19 protein-coding genes and 1 pseudogene are annotated in these 17,205 nt (G+C 73.5%); 15 read left to right on the forward strand and 5 right to left on the reverse strand.

Features of this window, described 5'->3' with window-relative positions; all coding sequences use genetic code 11:
- The first annotated feature begins 2 nt into the window (after positions 1-2).
- From ACFCZN_RS06280 to arfB, 4 genes are all read left to right on the forward strand, one after another.
- On the forward strand, positions 3-341 hold the full coding sequence (locus ACFCZN_RS06280) for a hypothetical protein (protein ID WP_430556186.1): 339 nt from the start codon (positions 3-5) through the stop codon (positions 339-341).
- A 632-nt stretch (positions 342-973) separates the two neighbouring features.
- Positions 974-1,600 (forward strand): group I intron-associated PD-(D/E)XK endonuclease, encoded by a 627-nt coding sequence (locus ACFCZN_RS06285; protein ID WP_429763435.1) that lies wholly within the window; start codon positions 974-976, stop codon positions 1,598-1,600.
- A gap of 155 nt (positions 1,601-1,755) precedes the next feature.
- Positions 1,756-2,703 (forward strand): choloylglycine hydrolase, encoded by a 948-nt coding sequence (gene bsh / locus ACFCZN_RS06290; protein ID WP_430556187.1) that lies wholly within the window; start codon positions 1,756-1,758, stop codon positions 2,701-2,703.
- A 100-nt stretch (positions 2,704-2,803) separates the two neighbouring features.
- Positions 2,804-3,241: an alternative ribosome rescue aminoacyl-tRNA hydrolase ArfB gene (arfB, locus tag ACFCZN_RS06295; protein ID WP_429763438.1), complete on the forward strand. Its 438-nt coding sequence runs from the start codon at positions 2,804-2,806 to the stop codon at positions 3,239-3,241.
- 21 nt (positions 3,242-3,262) lie between these two features.
- Here arfB and ACFCZN_RS06300 read toward each other — a convergent pair whose 3' ends face one another.
- On the reverse strand, positions 3,263-3,901 hold the full coding sequence (locus ACFCZN_RS06300) for a dihydrofolate reductase family protein (RefSeq protein WP_430556188.1): 639 nt from the start codon (positions 3,899-3,901) through the stop codon (positions 3,263-3,265).
- Positions 3,902-4,117: 216 nt separating this feature from the next.
- On the opposite strand from ACFCZN_RS06300, the gene ACFCZN_RS06305 reads away from it, so the two are divergent.
- Together ACFCZN_RS06305 and ACFCZN_RS06310 are read left to right on the forward strand one after the other, a co-directional pair.
- On the forward strand, positions 4,118-4,918 hold the full coding sequence (locus ACFCZN_RS06305) for a sugar phosphate isomerase/epimerase family protein (protein WP_430556189.1): 801 nt from the start codon (positions 4,118-4,120) through the stop codon (positions 4,916-4,918).
- Positions 4,915-6,012, forward strand: coding sequence for a Gfo/Idh/MocA family protein (locus ACFCZN_RS06310; RefSeq protein WP_430556190.1), 1,098 nt, complete (start codon positions 4,915-4,917; stop codon positions 6,010-6,012). Before ACFCZN_RS06305 ends, ACFCZN_RS06310 begins: the two co-directional genes overlap by 4 nt.
- 50 nt (positions 6,013-6,062) lie before the next feature.
- Here ACFCZN_RS06310 and ACFCZN_RS06315 read toward each other — a convergent pair whose 3' ends face one another.
- Both ACFCZN_RS06315 and ACFCZN_RS06320 read right to left on the reverse strand, forming a co-directional pair.
- Positions 6,063-6,683, reverse strand: coding sequence for a TetR/AcrR family transcriptional regulator (locus ACFCZN_RS06315; protein WP_429763442.1), 621 nt, complete (start codon positions 6,681-6,683; stop codon positions 6,063-6,065).
- 46 nt (positions 6,684-6,729) lie between these two features.
- Positions 6,730-7,064, reverse strand: a pseudogene (locus tag ACFCZN_RS06320) (substrate-binding domain-containing protein); the annotation flags it as partial.
- A 112-nt stretch (positions 7,065-7,176) separates the two neighbouring features.
- Here ACFCZN_RS06320 and ACFCZN_RS06325 point away from each other — a divergent pair.
- From ACFCZN_RS06325 to ACFCZN_RS06350, 6 genes are all read left to right on the forward strand, one after another.
- The gene (locus tag ACFCZN_RS06325; RefSeq protein ID WP_430556191.1) at positions 7,177-8,652 is read left to right on the forward strand and encodes an MFS transporter; all 1,476 of its coding nucleotides are present in this window, start codon (positions 7,177-7,179) and stop codon (positions 8,650-8,652) included.
- Positions 8,653-8,726: 74 nt separating this feature from the next.
- Complete coding sequence (locus tag ACFCZN_RS06330) at positions 8,727-10,457, forward strand: FAD-dependent oxidoreductase (RefSeq protein WP_430556192.1); 1,731 nt, start codon at positions 8,727-8,729, stop codon at positions 10,455-10,457.
- A gap of 31 nt (positions 10,458-10,488) precedes the next feature.
- Complete coding sequence (locus ACFCZN_RS06335; protein ID WP_430556193.1) at positions 10,489-10,764, forward strand: metal-sensitive transcriptional regulator; 276 nt, start codon at positions 10,489-10,491, stop codon at positions 10,762-10,764.
- Between the two features lie 89 nt (positions 10,765-10,853).
- The gene (locus tag ACFCZN_RS06340; protein WP_430556213.1) at positions 10,854-11,015 is read left to right on the forward strand and encodes a hypothetical protein; all 162 of its coding nucleotides are present in this window, start codon (positions 10,854-10,856) and stop codon (positions 11,013-11,015) included.
- Positions 11,016-11,124: 109 nt separating this feature from the next.
- Complete coding sequence (locus tag ACFCZN_RS06345; protein ID WP_429763446.1) at positions 11,125-11,538, forward strand: YciI family protein; 414 nt, start codon at positions 11,125-11,127, stop codon at positions 11,536-11,538.
- Positions 11,535-12,722: an RNA polymerase sigma factor gene (locus tag ACFCZN_RS06350; RefSeq protein ID WP_430556194.1), complete on the forward strand. Its 1,188-nt coding sequence runs from the start codon at positions 11,535-11,537 to the stop codon at positions 12,720-12,722. Before ACFCZN_RS06345 ends, ACFCZN_RS06350 begins: the two co-directional genes overlap by 4 nt.
- Positions 12,723-12,815: 93 nt before the next feature.
- Here ACFCZN_RS06350 and ACFCZN_RS06355 read toward each other — a convergent pair whose 3' ends face one another.
- Positions 12,816-13,235: a hypothetical protein gene (locus ACFCZN_RS06355; RefSeq protein WP_429763448.1), complete on the reverse strand. Its 420-nt coding sequence runs from the start codon at positions 13,233-13,235 to the stop codon at positions 12,816-12,818.
- Between the two features lie 125 nt (positions 13,236-13,360).
- Here ACFCZN_RS06355 and ACFCZN_RS06360 point away from each other — a divergent pair, with 125 nt between their 5' ends.
- Together ACFCZN_RS06360 and ACFCZN_RS06365 are read left to right on the forward strand one after the other, a co-directional pair.
- Positions 13,361-13,684, forward strand: coding sequence for an antibiotic biosynthesis monooxygenase family protein (locus ACFCZN_RS06360; RefSeq protein ID WP_429763449.1), 324 nt, complete (start codon positions 13,361-13,363; stop codon positions 13,682-13,684).
- 34 nt (positions 13,685-13,718) lie between these two features.
- Positions 13,719-15,506: an ABC transporter ATP-binding protein gene (locus ACFCZN_RS06365; protein ID WP_430556195.1), complete on the forward strand. Its 1,788-nt coding sequence runs from the start codon at positions 13,719-13,721 to the stop codon at positions 15,504-15,506.
- Between the two features lie 11 nt (positions 15,507-15,517).
- Here the strand turns inward: ACFCZN_RS06365 and ACFCZN_RS06370 are convergent, their stop codons facing one another.
- Complete coding sequence (locus tag ACFCZN_RS06370) at positions 15,518-16,390, reverse strand: LLM class F420-dependent oxidoreductase (protein WP_430556196.1); 873 nt, start codon at positions 16,388-16,390, stop codon at positions 15,518-15,520.
- Between the two features lie 41 nt (positions 16,391-16,431).
- Here ACFCZN_RS06370 and ACFCZN_RS06375 point away from each other — a divergent pair.
- Positions 16,432-17,205, forward strand: a 774-nt coding sequence (locus ACFCZN_RS06375) for a LacI family DNA-binding transcriptional regulator (RefSeq protein WP_430556197.1), incomplete at its 3' end; no start/stop codon positions are given.

Below are 17,205 nucleotides of genomic sequence, written 5' to 3' on the forward strand. Positions count from 1 at the left end.
TCGTGGCTCGACCTCGAATCCCGATCGGCACGCACGGCGACACCCGCTACGAAGAGTCCGACACCGGCCGGATCACGGCGGTCACGATCTTCCGCGATTTCGACGGCCGTAGCCGGCAGGACGAGCGTGCGCAGGTCGCGTTCGTAGCGGTACCGCGTGGAGACGGCGAGCTTGTTCGTCTCGTCCAGATGCTCAAGCCATGCCTCGGCGAGGACAGTGAACGACGAATCGGCGGTCAGGTCACCGCTGCCGGAAGCGAGCTGCTTGCGCGCGAGCTTCGCCTTGAGGTTGCGTTTCGCCTCGCTCCGCGACTGACCTGTCGCCCGGACCTTACTCGCTGATTCCGAAGTCCTTCGCGACCTGCTTGATCGGGGTCTCTCCCTGGCGGGCGATCGCCACGACGTCGTCGCGGAAGGAACTCCTTGGGATGGGGTCTGGGCACGGGACACATCCTTCCAGCAGCACCCGCAGGCACCACAGGTCAGGTGTCACCTATCCGTGCAGCAGTCCCGTACGCGATTCGACCCGGATGTGGGGTCGTTCCGGCAGATTGGTGCGGACAGGCCACAAACCGTCCAGAAACCCTCGGCCGGTACCGGTCTCGACCGGTCCGGATCAGCCATCGGTGAGACCAAGAAGATGCAGGTCACCAGCACTATACGGTTCGATCCGGAACGTGACCGGACCTCGCCGGACCGGCCCCAATCTCTCCAGGGGGTCGCAGGTTCAAATCCTGTCAGCCCGACCAGCACGCGAACGAGAGGCTCGGACCGGAGGTGGTCCGAGCCTCTCGTCGTTCGCGTCGGTCGGCCCTGCGGTCCCCGTCGGTCCCGCGCCCTACGGTCCTCCCAGGGGACGGCAACGCCGGTACACCGACGAGCAGCTCGCCGAGGCCGTCGCGAGCGCGCGGTCATGGCGCGGGACCCTTCGAGAGCTCGGGATGTCGGGCAGGTCGGCAGGGTCGATGAGATCGGTGCGGGGGCGCGCGGACGCGCTCGGCCTCGACTACCGCCACTTCACCGGGCAGCGCGGGTGGACCGAGGGCGAACTGATGACGGCGGTCCGCGAGGCGACCATGTGGACGGATGTCGCCGTTCGACTGGGTCTCAGGGGTGGGTCCGGGATCGTCACGGCGAAGGGGCACGCCGCGCGGCTCGGCCTGGATACCGACCACCTCACGACGTCGGACGTCGATGTGAAAGATGCTCCGCGGCCCGATATCGCTCGCCTCGACCGTGCGGGGTCGCTCCTCGCCGCAGCGTGGTTCACCCTGTGCGGCGCCGATGTCTCGTGGCCGCTCGAACCTGCTCGCTACGACCTGCTCGTGACGACCCGGTCCGGCACGCGCCGGGTCCAGGTGAAGACGACGACCACGCGCGCCGGCGCGACCTGGAAGGTCTACCTCTCGACCTCTCGTGGCGAACGGCGTACGTACGACCCGGACGAAATCGACGATTTCTTCGTCATCGACGGCGAGCTGCGGCAGTACCTGATCCCCGCCGCCGTCGTGGGCGGGCTGCACGCGATCCACGTGGGCTCGTACGCCCGGTACAGGCTGCCGACACTCGCTTCCGCCGGACCTGCTGCCGACGTGTCCTGACGCCGCCACCGGACGGACGCGTCTGCGGCCCCGTGCATCGCCCCACGGGCGCGCATGTCCGCAGCGGGTCACGATGGCCACGAGACGGGGCGGGACACGGCGTGGGCGAGCACGCCTCAGGCACGTCGTATCGGCACGACGATGGGAAACACGACATGTGCACGGGAATCCGGTTCTCGGACGGCCACGGCAGCGTCTACCTGGCGCGAAACCTCGACTGGACCAGCGGCTACGGGCAGCAGGTGGTGATGACGCCCACAGGTTTCGCGCCGAGCTCACCGTTCGGTGCGGTCCCCGACATCAAGCACGCCACCATCGGCATGGGCATCGTGGAAGAGTCGACGCCGCTCTACTTCGACTGCGGGAACGACGTGGGGCTGGCGGTCGCAGGGCTCAACTTCCCGGGATACGCGGCCTACGCCCCCGCCCCGGTGGACGTCGCCGTCAACGTCGCCGCGTTCGAGTTCCCCCTGTGGGTGTGCTCGCAGTTCGCGAGCGTGGACGAGGTCGAGGCCGCGCTCGCGGACGTGGTGATCGTCGACCGGCCGATCAACGACAGGTACCCCAGCTCGCTGCTCCACTGGATCGTCGGCGACGGCACGCGGGCGATCGTGGTGGAGCACACGAGCGACGGCATGCACGTGTTCGACGACGACGTCGACGTGCTGACGAACCAGCCCGGGTTCGCCTGGCACCACGAGAACCTGCGCAACTACCTCAACACCTCGCCGGAGTTCCCTCAGGACGTCGCGCTGGGCAGGGCGGTCCTCAGCCCGTTCGGGTCGGGTTCGCACATGCGCGGGATCCCCGGCGACTACTACTCGCCGTCCCGGTTCGTCCGCGCGGCGTACGTCAACGCGCACTACCCTTCCAGGGAGAGCGAGACGGAGAACGTCAGCCGCGCCTTCCACACCCTGCAGCAGGTGGCGATGGTCGATGGCTGCGCTGCGATGGGCTCGGGCGAGTTCGAGATCACGATCTACACGGGGCTCTTCTCCTCCCAGACCTCGACGTACTACTGGAACACCTACGACGACCCGGCGATCCGCAGCGTCGCGCTGGCCGACCATCCGGCCGACGGCACGGACCTGGTCCTGGCGTAGCGCGAACCGACCCGCGTGCGAGCGGGGTGAGGACCGGTTGGCGCACCGCGGCGACGTGACCGGCGACGCCCCGCGGACGCGTGCCGGGCATGATGGTCGGATGCCCGACCACGCCCGAAGCGGCCTGCGCGTGACGCCAGCTCTCGTCCTTCCCGAGGCGGAGCTGTCCTGGCGCTTCTCGCGCTCCTCGGGGCCGGGGGGTCAGGGCGTGAACACGACCGACTCGCGCGTCGAGCTGTCGTGGGACGTCACGGCGTCGCGGGTCCTCACCGAGACCCAGCGCGCACGGATCCTCGAGCGGCTCGGACGGCGGGCGCCCGACGGCGTGCTGACCGTCGTGGCGTCCGAGCACCGCGCGCAGCTGCGCAACCGCGACGCCGCCCGGACCCGGCTGGCCGCGCTCGTCGCCGACGCGCTCGCGCCGCCCGGGCCGAGCCGGCGCCCGACGCGCCCGACCCGGGGGTCGGCCCAGCGGCGCATCGACGCGAAGAAGCGTCGCGCGGGCGTCAAGCGGATGCGGCGCCCGCCGCAGGACTGAGACCGGCGAGGACGGCGGTCGTCAGGCGCCGCGGTCGGGTGCCGCCATGTCGCCGGTCGCGGGCACGCCGTCGGCGAGGCCGTAGTGGAGGTACACGGTGCCGCTGGGGCCGGCGACGGGAGGTTCGAGGAGCCGGAGGTTCGTGGGCACCTCCCCGCCGTCGAAGACCTTCTTGCCGACCCCCAGGACGATGGGGTGGACCCAGAGGTCGATGCGGTCGAACAGCTTCTCGTGCAGGAGCGTCTGCACGAGATCGAGGCTCCCGACGACGCGGACGTGCTCGTGCCGGTCGCGGATCTCCCGCACGGCGGCGGGCAGGTCCGGGCCGAGCTGGGTGGAGCCGGCCCAGGAGAGGTCGGGGTTGCCGCGAGAGGCGACGTACTTCGGGATGCTGTTGAAGAGGGTCGCGATGTCGCCGTCCTGGCCGTCGCCGCTCTGGTGCGGCCAGAAGCCCGCGAAGATGTCGTAGGTCCGCCGGCCCAGGAGGAGGGCGTCCGTCCCCTCGCCGTAGGCGGCGTCGATCTGCTCGCCGGCGACCTCGTCGATGAGCGGGGCCTGCCAGCCTCCGAACGGGAAGCCCTGCGGGTCCTCGTCGGGGCCGCCCGGGGCCTGGGCGACCAGGTCGAGGGTGGCGAACAGCTCGAGGTGGATGAGTCCCATGGTGTCCTCCGGAGGTCGTCCGGCGCTGGACGGTCGGCCGGCTCACGGGGGAGACCGGGTCGGTCGGGAGAACTCATCGGCACTGAGATCGGAAGAGAAACCTTCCACTGTGAGGTTTTGGGGGTAGGCTCGTCCACGGCTTCCGGCGCGGTGCGGCGTACTTCTGTACGGGCATCGACGGAAGTCGGACCGCAGACCACGCGAAGGAGCCCCCAGATGCCCATCACGTCCGTGCAGCTGTACTCGCTGCGGGATGCCATCGCCGCCGACCTGGACGCCGCCGTCGCGCGCGTCCGCGAGATCGGGTACGAGCACGTCGAGCCGTACGCGTTCGTCGAGCGCGTCGCCGACTTCGAGCGCGCCTTCGCCGCCACGGGGCTCGCCGCGCCGTCCGGCCACGCCGCCGTCATCGACGTCGCCGAGCCCGACGTCGTCTTCGAGGCCGCCGCCCGCCTCGGCATCGGCATCGTCATCGACCCGTTCGTCCCGACCGAGCGGTGGCAGACGGCGGACGACGCGAAGAAGCTCGCCGACCGCGTCAACGAGCTGACCGTCCGGGCGGCCGGCCACGGCCTGCGCTTCGGCTACCACAACCACCAGTGGGAGTTCACGAACAAGGTCGACGGCCGGCCGGTCTTCGAGATCTTCGCCGAGCAGCTCGACCCGGAGGCCGTGCTCGAGGTCGACACGTTCTGGGCCACCGTCGGCGGCGCCGACGCCCCGGCCGTGCTCAAGACGCTCGGCGACCGCGTCGTCGCGATCCACGTCAAGGACGGCGAGGTGTCCGGCGACATCGCGACCGTGCTGCCCTCCAGCGAGAGCGCGCTCGAGGTGCCGCCCGCGCTCAAGGCCGCCTACGAGAACCAGGTCCCCGCCGGCCAGGGTGACGTCGACGTGCCGGCGATCCTCGCCGCCGCGCCGCAGGCCATCCGGGTCGTGGAGTTCGACTCCTACGCGGGCGACGTCTTCGAGGGCGTCGCCGCGTCCCTCGCCTGGCTGCAGGAGAACGACAAGTGAGCCGCGTGGGCGTCGGCATCGTCGGTGCCGGGAACATCTCGACGCAGTACCTCGAGAACCTCACGCAGTTCGCCGACGTCGAGGTCCGGATGGTGGCCGACGTGCTGCTCGACCGGGCTCGCGCGCAGGCCGAGGCCTACGGCGTCGCGTCGTCGGGCACGGTGGAGGAGCTGCTGGCCCGCGACGACATCGAGATCGTCGTCAACCTGACCATCCCGGCGGTGCACGCCGAGGTCGGGCACCAGATCGTCGCGGCCGGCAAGCACGTGTGGAGCGAGAAGCCGATCGCGACCGACCACGCGTCGGCCGCCGCGCTGCTGGCGGCCGCCGAGGCGAAGGGGCTGCGTGTCGCGTGCGCCCCGGACACCGTCCTCGGCGCGGGCATCCAGTCCGCGCTGCGGGCCATCGCCCGCGGGGACATCGGCGAGCCGCTGACGGCGACGACGATGTTCCACGTCCCCGGCCCGGAGGCGTGGCACCCGGACCCCGACTTCCTCTACGCGACGGGTGCCGGGCCGCTGTTCGACATGGGGCCGTACTACGTCACGACCCTCGTGCACGCCCTCGGTGCGGCGGCCCGCGTGCAGGCCGTGTCGTCGAAGTCGCTCGAGAAGCGCACGATCGCGTCCGGCCCGCGCGCCGGGGCGACCTTCCCCGTGGAGGTGCCGACCCACCACGCGGCGCTGATCCAGTTCCGGGGCGGGCAGTCGGCCCAGTCGACGTTCTCGTTCCAGCACGCGCTGCCGCGCGCCGGGTTCGTCGAGATCAACGGCACGACGGGCACCATCGTGCTGCCCGACCCGAACGTGTTCGACGGCGACTCGACCCTGTGGCGGTACGGGCAGGAGGAGCCCGAGACGGTCGCCGCGACCGGCTCCACCTGGGGCCGCGGCACCGGCGTCGTCGAGCTGGCGCGCGCGATCCGTGAGGGGCGCCCCGAGCGGGCCTCCGGCGCGGTCGCGCTGCACGTGCTCGACGTGCTCCTCGCGATCCGCGACGCCGCGGAGTCCGGGGCGGCGGTCGACGTCGCGTCCACGGTCGACGCGCCGCCGCCGCTGGCGGAGGACTTCGACCCGGCGGCGTCGACCTTCTGACGTCACCCGCGACGGGGGGCCGGGTCCTGCGGACCCGGCCCCTCGTCATGTCAGGACGCGGGAGGAGGCGGCGGCACCAGCCGCTCGAGGAGCTCGAGCACGCGCGCGCCGTCCACGGCGTCGGGGTCCAGCAGCCACTGCACCTGGATCCCGTCGGATGCGGCGATCGCCAGCGCGGCGAGGTCGCCGGCGTCGACGGCGGGGTCGATGCGCCCCGCCTCCTGGTCGGCGCGGACCCGGTCGGACAGCTCGGCCCGCAGGCGCGCGAAGCGCTCGCGGAAGAACTCGCGGGTCACCGGGTGGCCCTCGCTCGCGGCGTCGCCCGCGAGCGTCGTGTAGAGCTGGACGAGCCCGGGCACCTCGCGGTTGAGGACGGCGCTCTCGCGCATCCCGCCGACCGCCGACGTGGGCGGGCCGCCGGCGTCGCCCCGCTGGACCTCGTGCTCGTGGTAGACGGCCACGAGCAGGTCGTCGCGCGAGGGGAAGTAGTGCCGCAGCGTGGCGTGCGAGACGCCGACGGCGTCGGCCACCGACCGGAGCGAGGACGCGTCCACCCCGTGCTCCGCGACCATCCGCAGCACCTGGTCCAGGATCTGCGCCCGGCGCGCCGCGCCCTTCGCGTAGCCGCGCCGGGGCGCCGCGTCGTCGTCTGCCCCGCCCGGTCCGTCCACGCCGCCAACCTACCGGGCGTGGGCGGACCGTCCTCGGTGGCGGGTGTCAGAAGTCGAAGTCGTCGATGTTGTCCTTGGTGAAGCGGTAGGGTCGCCGAGCAGCACGGTCGCGTCGGCGTCGACGGTGAAGTCGCCGAGCTTGCCCGCGGTGAAGGAGTCGCCCTCGGCCCCGGTGATGGTGCCCTCGACCATGGCGTCGGCGGCGAACGCGGCGAGGTAGCCGAGGTCCTCCGGGTTCCAGAGCGCGAACTCGGTGACCGTGCCGTCCTCGACGTACTCCCGCATCTGGTTCGGCGTGCCGAGGCCGGTGACGGCGACCTTGCCCTTCGCGTCGGACGTCGAGACGTACCGGGCCGCGGCGGCGATGCCCACGGTGGTCGGTCTCCTCACGTACGGGCGCGCTGGACCCGTGGTCCGTTCGGGTGAGCAACCATGTGGACCAAAGCATGAGCCGTCGTCGTGCGTGCATCCCGGGGGCGGCGTACGACGGAGCATGCCTTCCACCCAGGGCGGCGCGACGACGCTGCGGACCATCACCACCGACATCCCCGCCCGGCTCGACCGGCTCCCGTGGGCGCGGTGGCACTGGATGATCGTCGTCGGGCTGGGCACGGTGTGGATCCTCGACGGCCTCGAGGTGACGATCGTCGGCAACCTGTCCGACGCGCTCAAGGGCGACACCGGCCTCGGCCTGACGAGCGCGGACATCGGGCTGGCGGGCGCCGTCTACGTCACGGGGTCGTGCCTCGGGGCCCTCGTGTTCGGCCAGCTCACCGACCGGTTCGGCCGCAAGCGGCTGTTCATCCTCACGCTGCTCGTGTACCTCACGGGCACCGTGCTCACGGCGTTCTCGATGAACCCGCTGTACTACTTCGCGATGCGGTTCGTCACCGGGCTGGGCATCGGGGGCGAGTACGCGGCGGTGAACTCGGCGATCGACGAGCTGATCCCCGCGAAGTACCGCGGCCGGATCGACATCGCCATCAACGGGTCGTACTGGCTCGGCGCCGCGGGCGGCGCCCTGCTGACCATCCCGCTGCTGAACCCCGAGCTGATCCCGGCCTGGCTCGGGTGGCGCCTGTGCTTCGCGCTCGGGGCCGTGCTCGGGCTGTGCGTCCTGTTCGTCCGGCGCAACGTGCCGGAGAGCCCGCGGTGGCTGTTCATCCACGGGCGCGAGCGGGACAGCGAGCGGATCGTGTCCGACATCGAGCGGCGGGTGGCCGAGGAGGACGGCGTGGAGCTGGCGGAGCCCGAGGGCTCGCTCACGGTCAAGCAGCGGCACACGGTGAGCCTCGCGCGGGTCGCGCGCACCGTGTTCGCCGAGTACCCGCGGCGCACGGTGCTGTGCCTCGCGCTGTTCGTGGGGCAGGCGTTCCTCTACAACGCGTTCTTCTTCACGTTCGGCGACACGCTGCAGACGTTCCTCGGGGTGGGGCAGACCGGCGCGTACATCGCGCTCTTCGCGGTGAGCAACTTCCTCGGGGCGCTCGTCCTCGGCCCCTTCTTCGACAAGGTGGGGCGGGTGCGGATGATCTCCGGGACGTACATCGTCTCCGGGGTCCTGCTCGCCGTCGCGGGCCTGATGCTCGGCGGCCTCACGGCGTGGACGCTGACGTTCTTCGGGATGGCGGTCTTCTTCGTCGCGTCGGCGGGGGCGAGCTCCGCGTACCTCACGGCGAGCGAGGTCTTCCCGATGGAGACCCGGGCGCTGTGCATCGCGTTCTTCTACGCGATCGGCACCGCCGTCGGCGGCATCACCGGGCCGCTGCTGTTCGGGCGGCTGATCGAGTCGGCGAGCCAGGCGCAGGACATCTCCGGCATCGCGGTGGGGTACTACGTCGGCGCCGCGCTGATGGTCGCGGGCGGGGTGGTGGCGATGTTCCTCGGCGTCGGCGCCGAGCGGCGCTCCCTGGAGGACGTGGCGACCCCGTTGTCCGCGCGGGACGCGGAGCGCGACGGGGAGGCCTGAACGTCGGTGCGCGGCGCGCGCGGCGCTGACCAGCGGATTGGCACACGCAATACCCCCCGGGGTATTCTCGGCCCATGACCGACAGCAGCACCGCGCCGATCGCCGTCGCCCCGCCCGCCCGCCGGCGGATCGTCGTCGTCGGGGGAGTGGCCGGCGGCATGAGCTTCGCCGCCCGTGCCCGGCGCCTCGACGAGTCGGCCGAGATCGTCGTGCTCGAGCGCGGGGCGCACGTCTCGTTCGCGAACTGCGGCCTCCCGTACCACGTGGGCGGCGAGATCCCCGACGCGGACCGGCTCCTCGTGCAGACCCCGGAGTCCCTGCGTGCGTCCCTCGCACTCGACGTCCGCACCGGCCACGACGTGACCACCCTGGACACCGACCGGCGCGTCGTCACCGCGACCACCGCCGACGGCGTCGTCGAGCTGCCGTACGACGCCCTCGTGCTGTCGCCGGGCGCGCGCGCCGTGCGCCCGCCGATCGACGGGCTCGGCTCCGCGCGGGTGCGCACGCTGCGCACCGTCGACGACGCCCGGACGCTGCGGGCGCGGGTTCAGGACGGGGCACGCCGCGCCGTCGTGCTCGGCGCCGGGTTCATCGGCGTCGAGGCCGCCGAGGTGCTCGCCTCCGCCGGTCTCGAGGTCACCCTCGTCGAGCTCGGCCCGCACGTGCTGCCGCCGCTGGAGGACGAGGTCGCGCACCCCGTCACCCAGGAGCTGCGCCGCCTCGGCGTGACCGTGCGGACGGGGGTGGCCGCCGAGGCCGTCGAGGGCGGGCCCGACGAGGACGTCGTCGTGCTGGGCGACGGCGCCCGGGTGCCGGCCGACGTCGTGGTGCTGTCCGTGGGTGTCCGACCGGACACGGAGACGTTCGAGGCCGCCGGGCTGGAGTGCGAGCGCGGCGCGATCGTCGTCGACGAGCACGGCCGCACCTCCGCACCGGGCGTGTGGGCGGTGGGCGACGCGGTCGTGCAGCCCGACGCCGTCACGGGCCTCAGGCGCCCGGTGGCCCTGGCCGGCCCCGCCAACCGTGCGGGCCGCCTGGTCGCCGACGACGTCGTCCGCCCGGGCACGGCCCGCCCCCTGCCGGCGCCGCTGGGCACGGCGATCGTGCGGGTCGGCGAGCTGACCGCGGCCACGACGGGCGCGAACCGCGCGGCGCTCGACGCCGCCGGGATCGCCTACCGCACGTTGCACCTGCACCCCCACCAGCACGCCGGGTACTTCCCCGGCGCCGGCCAGGTGCACCTCGTGCTGCACGTGCGCCCGGACGACGGGCTGCTGCTCGGTGCCCAGGCCGTGGGGCGCGACGGCGTCGACAAGCGCGTCGACGTGCTGGCCACGGCGCTCCGCGCCCGCATGACCGTGGGCGACCTCGTCGACCTCGACCTCGCGTACGCCCCGCCGTACGGGCAGGCGAAGGACGCGGTCAACCTCGCCGGGATGGTCGGCTCCAACGTGCTCGACGGCACCCTGCGGCTCTGGTACGCGCAGGACGTGCACGCGGTCCTCGCCGAGGCGCTGGTGCTCGACGTGCGCACCCCGCAGGAGGTCGCGACCGGGCACCTGCCCGGCGCGCTGCTCGTCCCGCACACCGAGCTGCGCGGCCGGCTCGCCGAGGTCCGGGAGGCCGCCGCCGGACGGCCCGTGCGCGTCCTGTGCGCGTCCGGCGTGCGGTCGGCGATCGCCCACCGGGTGCTCGCGCAGGCGGGGTTCGACTCCGCCTCGCTCTCCGGCGGGACGCTCACCCTGCGCGCCGTCCTCGGCGACCGGGCGGAGGACCTGCTCGTCGTGCCCGTCCACGCCTGACCCACCGCCACCCGCCCGACACGGAGGACCGATGCTCACCACCGACAGCGACGCCCAGCGCCGCATCGCCAACCGCCTGCGCCGCGCCCGCGGCCAGCTGAACGCTGTCATCGAGGCCGTCGAGGAGGGGCGCTCCTGCCGCGACGTCGTGACCCAGCTCGCCGCCGTCTCGGCCGCCCTGGACCGTGCCGGCTTCGCCGTGATCTCGACGGCGATGAAGGACTGCCTCGCCGACCCGGACGCCGGCTCCGGCGAGGACGGCCTGACCACCGAGGAGCTGGAGAAGCTCTTCCTCACGCTGGCCTGAGCCGGCGCCTGTCCCGACCCTCCCGCCCAGCGCACCGCGACTGCGGCTCCCCGCACCACCGAAGGAGATCCCCCACCGTGTGTTATCCCGTGACCTGCACGACGTGCGGCAAGACGACCTGGAACGGCTGCGGCCAGCACGTCGACGACGTCCGCCGCGCTGTCCCCGCGGGCCAGTGGTGCCCCGGTCACGACGACGAGCCGTCCACGAGGTCCGGGGGCGGCTTCCTGTCGCGCCTGCTCGGCCGCTGACCCGCGCCGCCGGAGCGGAGGCCCGGGCGGATGTCGAGAACCGGCGCGCGGCTCCGTCCCTGGGGTGTCGGCGGTGACAGGCGCCGCCCGCGACGACAGGATGTGGACCATGGCCAAGTACCTGCTGCTGAAGCACTACCGCGGGATCCCGGAGCCGGTGCCCGGCACGGACGTGCCGATGGACCGGTGGACGCCCGACGAGGTCACCGCCCACATGGAGTTCATGGGCCGGATGATCGAGGACCTCAAGGAGCGCGGCGAGTTCGTGGACGCCCAGGCGCTCTCCCCGCGCGGGGACTTCGTGCGGTACGACGGCGAGGGGCGGCCGCCGGTCACCGACGGGCCCTTCGCCGAGACCAAGGACCTCATCGCCGGGTGGATGGCGATCGACGTCGACTCCCAGGACCGGGCGTACGAGGCCGCGGCATACCTGTCCTCGGCCCCTGGCCCCGGGGGGCGTCCGCTGCACGAGTGGATCGAGGTGCGGCCCTTCCTCACGGACGACGCCGAGGTCACCGGATGACGCCGACCGACCGGGACGAGGCGCTGAGAGACCTGGGCCCCCAGGTCCTCGGCGTCCTCGTCCGGCGGGGCGCCGACTTCGCGACGGCCGAGGACGCCGTCCAGGAGGCGCTCCTGGAGGCGGTGCGTCGCTGGGACGCCCCGGGCGGCGCGCCGTCGGACCCCAAGGGGTGGCTGGTCACGGTCGCGTGGCGCAAGTTCGTCGACGCGCGCCGGTCGGCGTCGTCCCGCGCGCAGCGCGAGATCCGCGTGACGCTCGAGCCCCCGCCCGGCCCGGCGGAGCAGGCCGACGACACCCTGCTGCTGCTCAGTCGCTGCTGCCACCCGGCGCTCTCCCCGGCCTCGGCGGTGGCCCTCACCCTGCGTGCGGTCGGCGGGCTGACGACGGCGCAGGTCGCCCGCGCGTTCCTCGTGCCGGAGGCGACCATGGCGCAGCGCATCTCGCGCGCGAAGCGGACGGTGGCGGGGGAGCGGTTCGGCGAGCCCGGGGACGTGCGCGCCGTGCTGCGCGTGCTCTACCTGATCTTCAACGAGGGCTTCACGGGCGGGCCCACGGGCCGGGCCGACGGCGTCGACCTCGCGGCCGAGGCGATCCGGCTGACGCGCCAGCTCGTCGGTGCCGTCCCCGACGACGCCGAGGCCGCGGGCCTGCTGGCCCTCCTCCTGCTGCACCACGCCCGCCGCGACGCCCGGACGACCGCGGCGGGTGAGCTCGTGCCGCTCGATCGGCAGGACCGCTCCCGGTGGGACACGACGGCGATCGCGGAGGGGGTCGCGCTGCTGCAGCGCGCCCTCGCCCGCGACCGGCTCGGGCCGTACCAGGCGCAGGCGGCGATCGCCGCCCTCCACGACGACGCGGCGACGGCGGAGGAGACGGACTGGCCGCAGGTCCTCGAGTGGTACGACGAGCTGGTCCGGCTGGAGCCCCGCAACCCGGTGGTGGAGCTCAACCGCGCCGTCGCCGTCGGGCACGTGGACGGTCCGCTCGCCGGCCTGCGCCTGGTCGAGGACCTGCCGCCCGACGTCCCGCGCCGGGACGCCGCTGCGGCCTTCCTGCACGAGCGGGCGGGCGACCTCGCCGAGGCGGCACGGCGCTACGCCCTGGCCGCCGACGCGGCCACGAGCACCGCGGAGCGCACGCACCTGACGGCGCAGGCCGCGCGCGTGCGGCAGCAGGGCGGCTGAGCCCTCCGCTGTCGAGCCCTCCGCTGTCGAGCCCTCCGCACCCGCGCCTGCGGGGGTGCGGGGTTCGCGGGCCGCCGGGTCAGCGGGCGGGGCTCAGCCACACTCGTCGCAGATGCCGGTGGCGGGCAGCGCGGTGAAGCAGGTGGGGCAGATCGCGAGCTCGGGCTCCGGGGCGGCGGGCTTGCGGGTCGGGGCGCTCGCGGCCTTGCGGCGCGGGGCGGCGGCCTTGCGGGCCGTGGCCGGCGCGGCCGACGCGGGGGCGGTGGCCACGAAGCCGTGCTTGCGCAGGATGGCGGCGTCGTCGCACTTGGCGTCGACGAGGTCCTCGGCGCGCGCCGGGACGCCCGTGGCGTACTTGTGCGCGACGCCGAGCACGGCCTTGGAGTCGTACGTGCGCTCCTCGTGGACGAAGGTGTGGCCGGGCGTCGGCGTGAACCCGTAGACGCCGACGAAGGCGTCGGGGCCGCGGTCGTCGTGCTCCTCGATCGCCCGGAGGATGTGCTGGCGCGTCACGCTCGAGAAGGTAGCCACGGCATCAGATTAGTCGCGGTGCGGGCGCCCTCCGACCGTCTGGGCCCGACTGTGGCGAGGACCGCAGGGACTCGTCGTCACGCCCGCGGGCCGGCTACGATCCCGACGTGATCGCCACCACACCCGCCCCGCCCTACACCGCCGTCATCTTCACGTCGCTGCGCACCGAGGGCGACCAGGGGTACGCCCGCATGGCCGAACGGATGGAGGAGCGCGCCCGTGCCGAGCCGGGCTTCCTCGGCATCGAGTCCGCCCGCGACGGCCTGGGCATCACGGTCTCGTACTGGGTCGATGACGCCGCGGCCGCCGCGTGGAAGCAGGTCTCCGAGCACGTGGTGGCGCAGCGGCGGGGCCGGGACGCCTGGTACTCCGACTATCAGGTGCGCGTTGCCACCGTGTCGCGGTCCTACGGGCCCGACGGGCCTCGCTGAGAACGGGCCTGACCGGTCTGACTAGAATCGATTCGTGCGCCGGAAAGCCCTTGCCAGCACGTCCGACCAGCCCCTCCTCGACGGCCGACGGCCGGTGCGCTCGCTGCTGCGCCTGCTGGCCACACGGCCGCGCCGCATGACGGTGGCGCTCCTCGCCTTCGCGGTGAAGGAGACGCCCCTGTGGTTCCTGCCGGTCATCACGGGGGCCGTGATCGACGTCGTCGCCCAGGGTGGGCCGGTGACGACCGTGCTGATCTGGTTCGCCGTGGCGGTCGTGCTCCTCGCGCAGAACTACCCGAACCACATCGTGTACACGCGGAGCTTCATGACCGTCGTGCGCGACACGGGCGCCGCCCTGCGCAACGCGCTGGTCGAGCGGCTCCAGGAGCTGTCCATCGGCTACTACTCCCGGGCCAGCTCCGCCGTCGTGCAGAGCAAGGTCGTGCGCGACGTCGAGAACGTCGAGCTCATGCTGCAGCAGGTCACGCACCCCCTCCTGTCGGCGGCGATGGTGATGGTCGGCGCGATCACCATGACGGCGCTGAAGGTCCCCGAGTTCCTGCCCGTCTACGCGCTCGCCATCCCGACGGCGCTGGTCATCCGGCGCACGATGTCGCGGCGCTCGCAGGCGCGCAACGCGGAGTTCCGCCGCGAGATCGAGGGCTTCTCGGCCCAGGTGGGGGAGATGGCGTCCCTCATCCCCGTGACGCGCGCCCACGGCCTGGAGCGCACGGCCGTGTCCCGCGTCGCCGACGGCGCCGACGAGGTGCGCCGCGCCGCCCTGCGGCTGGACCTGCTCAACGGGCGCGTCGCGTCCGTCTCGTGGGTCGCGATGCAGCTGCTCGGCGTCTGCTGCCTCGTGCTCGCGGCCGTCGTCTCCCTCACCGGGCTCATCCCCGTCACGCCCGGCGAGGTGGTGCTGCTGTCGACGTACTTCGGCCTCCTCACCCAGGGGCTCACCCAGGTGCTCAACCTCGTGCCCGTGACCGCGCGCGGCGTGGAGTCGGTGCGCTCGATCGCGGAGGTGCTCGCGGAGCCCGACCTCGAGCGCAACGAGGGACGCCGGCGCGTCGACGAGGTGCGCGGGCACCTGCGCCTGGAGCACGTGTCGCACCGGTACGCGGACGCGACGCAGGACGCGCTGCACGACGTCGACCTCGAGGTCCGGGAGGGGGAGACGGTCGCCTTCGTCGGGCCGTCCGGCTCCGGCAAGTCGACCCTGCTCAACCTCGTGCTCGGGTTCGTGCGGCCCACCGCCGGCCGTCTCCTGCTCGACGGCGCGGACATGGCCGGGCTCGACCTGCGCAGCGTGCGGCGCTGGGTGTCGGTCGTGCCGCAGGAGTCGGTGCTGTTCGAGGGCACGATCCGGGAGAACGTCGCATACGGGCTGGACGACGACGCCGCCACCGACGACCGGGTCCGCGCCGCCCTGCGCGACGCCAACGCCCTCGAGTTCGTCGACGCGCTCCCGGACGGCTGGGACACGGTGGTCGGGCAGCGCGGCGCCCGGCTGTCGGGCGGCCAGCGCCAGCGCCTCGCCATCGCGCGGGCCCTGGTGCGCGACCCGCGCGTCCTGTTCCTCGACGAGGCCACCAGCGCGCTCGACCCGGAGGCGGAGGCGGTCGTCCGGGACGCCCTCGACCGCCTCATGCGCGACCGCACGACCCTGGTCGTCGCGCACCGCCTCTCGACGGTGCGCGCGGCGGACCGCATCGTCGTGCTCGAGCACGGCCGCGTCGTCGAGGTCGGCAGCCACGACGAGCTGCTGCGGCGCGGGGCCCGGTACGCCGCGCTGCACGCCGCGCAGGCGGGCGCGGCGTAGTGCGGGCCGGCTCAGGCGGCGCCGCGCAGCGCGGGCAGCGCGGCGACCACGCCGTCGAGCTCCCGCAGCGCCGCCTCGCCCGAGGACAGCACGACCACGAACTCCGACACGCCCGCCGCGGCGTACCGCTCCACCAGCCCCGGGAGCTCGGCGAGCGGGTGCTCGCGCAGCCGCAGCTGCACGGTGCGCCGGATCTCGGCCGGGTCCCGGCCGACGTCGGCGCAGTGCCGCTCGAGCACCTCGCCGAGCGCCGCCACCTGCTCCGGCGTGCTGGACGTGTCGTTCCACGCGTCGGCGAACCGCGCCACCAGCCGCAGGGTGCGCCGTGGCCCGGAACCGCCCACCCAGATCGGCGGGTGCGGGCGCTGCACGGGCTTCGGCTCGGCGACCGCGTCCGCCAGGCGGTAGTGCGCGCCGTCGAACGTGGTCCGCGGCTCGGTCCAGAGCGAGGTGAGGATCTGCAGCGACTCCTCGAGCCGGTCCATGCGCTCGCGCACGGTGCCGAGGTCGAGCCCGTACATCGTGTGCTCGTGCTCGTTCCAGCCGGCGCCGATCCCGAGCTCCAGCCGGCCGCCCGAGAGGTGGTCGACGGTCGTGGCCAGCTTGGCCAGCATCACCGGGTGGCGGTAGGAGTTGCCCGACACCATGCAGCCGATCCGCACCCGCGAGGTGGCCACGGCCATCGCCGCCTGCATGGCCCACGCGTCGAAGATCGGACGGTCGTCGTCCGCGCCCAGGGAGGCGAGATGATCCATCACCCACACGTGGTCGAACCCGGCCTCGTCGGCGACCTGCCAGACCTGGCGAAAGGTGTCGACCGGGGCGTCCTGCGTCAGCTTGACCCCGAAGCGCAGCGGGGCGCGGGGCGTCGGTCGCGTGTCCATCCGCCCATCCTGCACCGCACCGTCCTGGCGGGTGAGCCCCGGTGGTGACCATCCACGACGTCGCGCGGCACGTCGGCGTGTCGGCGGCGACCGTCTCCAACTACCTCAACCGCCCGGAGAAGGTGGCGCCGGCGACGACGGCGCGCATCCGGGCCGCCGTGGAGCAGCTCGGCTTCGTGCCGAGCCTGTCGGCCCGGCAGCTGCGCTGGCAGCGGTCCGGGATCGTCGGCGTCTCGGTGATCAACGCGTCCAACCCGTTCTTCGCGGACGTCGTGACCGCCGTCGAGCGCGTGGTCGCGGGCGCGGACCTCACCCTCGTCACGGGCAGCACCCACGAGTCGCCCGACCAGCAGGAGCGCCTCGTCGCCCTGTTCGAGCAGCTGCGCTTCGACGGCATGGTGGTGGCCCCGCACGACGCGCAGATGGTCGCGCTGACGGCGCGCAAGGACCGCGGCAGCCCCGTCGTGGTGGTCGACCAGCAGGACCCGGCCGGGCGGCTGTCGACCGTCTCGCTGCGGCACCGGGAGGGCGGCCGCCTCGCGGCGCAGCACCTGGTGGACGGCGGCCGCCGCAGGCTGCTCGCGGCGACCGGCCGGGCCCGGGTGCAGCAGGTCCGCCGGCGGCTCGCCGGGATGCAGGAGGTCGTGGACGGCACCGCGGGGGCGACGCTGGAGGTCGTGCACTCGGCGGACCTGGGCATGGCCGAGGGCGCGGAGGTGGGGCGCCGCATCGCCCCGGCGGGCCCCCGCCCGCGACCCGACACCATCCCGGCCCACAACCACCCTCCCGCCCCCTTTCTCCTTCGCGCCCCTTTT

Source organism: Isoptericola sp. NPDC056134 (assembly GCF_042264825.1).
GTDB lineage: Bacteria > Actinomycetota > Actinomycetes > Actinomycetales > Cellulomonadaceae > Isoptericola > Isoptericola nanjingensis.